Genomic DNA, 2,462 nt, shown 5'->3' with positions numbered 1-2,462 from the left:
CAATATCATTTACTGCCGGTTTCTCTACTGCAAATGGAACGGCCGGGTCACGCTCGAGTAACTGAGCAAGATTTAAGAAAGCAAGATCAACCTGATTTTGGGCATTGGTAACGCTAAGTTCTGCAGTCGCTACCTGCGATTTCGATTGGGAAAGGTCGGCAAGTGTACGATTACCTACATCGAAGAATTTTTGCTCTATGTCGAACTGTTGTTTGGAAATTCCCAATTGCTGTTGCGCTGCGGTCAAAAGATCCTGCGAATTAAGTACAGTTAGATAATTAGTCACGACAGCAAGGACAAGATCATTTTTCACTTTTTGAGTGAAGCTCTTATCTGCTTCTAACTGTAATTTATTCTGAGCAATGATATTTATCCGCTCGAACCCACCAAAAAGGGGAGTATTAGAAGAAACGCTCCCGTTATTTGAGGTAATAGCCTGATTTACGAACTGGTTTGTTAAAGGATCGATACTTCGTCCGAAGTTAAAATTCAGACTGGTATTCGCATTTAGCGTAGGGAACAGAGAATTTTTTGACTGCCTTAAGTTTTCATCCGAGATCGCTTCGGAGAACTGGGCCTGCTTAACCTGCAAATTATTTTCAACAACCAGCTCTGTCGCTCTTTTTAGTGTAATCGTTTCCTGAGCTTGTGAATTAACCGAATTTAAAATGAATAAGGTTACCAGTAAAAAGCAATATTTTGAAAGTCCTGTAGGTTTTTTTTGTTTCATATAATTGTTGGACAGCACCAAATTGGTTTGAGTTCCTCTATAAAATTAGTATTAAAAATAATTTAACATATTTACCTTCGTTACAAATTAGCAAAGATCATATTGTATCTCACGCACTCACCCTTTTGGCTTCAATGGTTATATCCGACTTTAACCTGGCATAAAAATCGGAAAGAAAAATATGTTTATCTCACTTTTGACGATGGACCTATCCCTGTTGTTACACCATTTGTATTAAATACTTTAAAAAACTTTGATGCAAAGGCAACTTTCTTTTGCATTGGCGATAATGTATGTAAATATCCTGAAATCTATACAAGCATTCTAGCCAACGGCCACCGTGTCGGTAACCATACATTCAATCATTTAAAAGGCTGGGCTACTCCTGATGAACAATATTTGATGAATATTGAAAAATGCCGGGAAGTAGTCAAGTCAAACCTTTTTAGGCCTCCTTACGGAAGGATCAGGAGATCGCAAATTAGCAGATTCAAGGCATTATATCCGGAAATGGAAATTGTTATGTGGGATGTTCTGAGCGGCGACTTTGACTCAAGGTTGAATGCTGAGGACTGTATCAATAACGTACTTAAAAACGTAAAAAATGGTTCCATTGTAGTTTTTCACGACAGCAATAAGGCTTATTCCCGGTTAAGTGTGACACTTCCGCTTGTATTAGAAAAACTTCGAACTATGGGTTTTGGCTTTAAAATGCTATAAGCAAGGCTGATAAAGCATATAAAATGACCCCCGGCGACATTTACATTAAATTAATCTGTAAAAATATTATCTATAAAGAAATACAGGCTCAGTTTTTGCTTATGAACAAAATGGCCTCTCCAAAAAAAATCATGATTGCAGATGACGACGCTGGGATTGTTGGCGCAGTCGAATTGATGCTTGAATTTGAAGGATATCAAGTTCTATCCACCTTGAACGGTGCTACTGTTTTAGAAATGCGTGATGAGTTCCCCGATCTGTTCTTGCTGGACATCTGGATGTCTGGGCAGGATGGCAGGGATATTTGCCGGGAACTAAAGAAAAGGGATGAGACAAAGAATATACCTGTGATCATGATATCGGCGAGTACCCATCTCGCCCGTTCTGCCCAGGAAGCTGGCGCTGATGACTTCCTTGAAAAGCCATTCAGCATGGATGAGCTGATGGATAAAATTGCTCAGCATTTAAACAGTTAAAGTCCTCTCCTTATATTTTTCAGGCACCAGCGCTGGATTATAAAATCAGTTCAAGCTTTTTCGTGAAAATAATTTCCTGCTTCGTTGCATAAATTGCGCTTTAGGGGACTTTTTCTAATTAGAATTCTCGGAAATCCTGCATTTTTAAGCCTGTTTTTTGTAACTTCGCTCGCAGTAATAACAGGAATAATTAAAATCAAGCAAATAATATGGCATTTGATTTAGACATGATCAAAAAGGTTTATGATAACTACGGCATCCGCCTTGAGGCTGCCCGGAAGGTTGTTAATAAGCCCCTTACTTTAACAGAGAAAATTTTATATGCCCATTTATGGCAGGGTAATGCTTCTGAAGCGCACGAACGGGGAGTCACTTATGTGGATTTCGCACCGGACCGTGTAGCGATGCAGGATGCAACCGCGCAAATGGCTTTATTGCAGTTTATGCAGGCAGGCAGGCCAACCGTTGCGGTGCCTTCAACTGTACATTGCGATCACCTTATTCAGGCTAAAGTAGGTGCCGACGAGGATCTAGCA

4 protein-coding genes are annotated in these 2,462 nt (G+C 39.8%); 3 read left to right on the top strand and 1 reads right to left on the bottom strand.

Annotated features, from left to right (window positions below):
- Positions 1 to 730, bottom strand: a 730-nt coding sequence (locus tag WBJ10_RS01220) for a TolC family protein (RefSeq protein ID WP_424287736.1), incomplete at its 3' end; no start/stop codon positions are given.
- A 102-nt stretch (positions 731 to 832) separates the two neighbouring features.
- Between WBJ10_RS01220 and WBJ10_RS01215 the strand changes: the two genes are divergently transcribed.
- The 3 genes from WBJ10_RS01215 to WBJ10_RS01205 form a co-directional block, all read left to right on the top strand.
- Positions 833 to 1,450: a polysaccharide deacetylase family protein gene (locus WBJ10_RS01215; protein WP_424287735.1), complete on the top strand. Its 618-nt coding sequence runs from the start codon at positions 833 to 835 to the stop codon at positions 1,448 to 1,450.
- 131 nt (positions 1,451 to 1,581) lie between these two features.
- Complete coding sequence (locus WBJ10_RS01210) at positions 1,582 to 1,926, top strand: response regulator transcription factor (RefSeq protein WP_424287734.1); 345 nt, start codon at positions 1,582 to 1,584, stop codon at positions 1,924 to 1,926.
- 209 nt (positions 1,927 to 2,135) lie between these two features.
- A partial coding sequence (locus WBJ10_RS01205; RefSeq protein WP_424287733.1) for an aconitase family protein occupies positions 2,136 to 2,462 on the top strand: 327 nt, incomplete at its 3' end.

The organism is Daejeonella sp., from assembly GCF_049655485.1.
Classification (GTDB): Bacteria; Bacteroidota; Bacteroidia; order Sphingobacteriales; family Sphingobacteriaceae; genus Daejeonella.
The sequence above is the reverse complement of the archived record's forward strand: the minus strand, read 5'-3'. Positions and strand labels throughout refer to the sequence as shown.

Coding starts and splice junctions, on each gene's coding strand:
- WBJ10_RS01210 (WP_424287734.1), top strand. CDS start 1,582: ATGATTGCAGATGACGACGCTGGGATTGTTGGCGCAGTCGAATTGATG.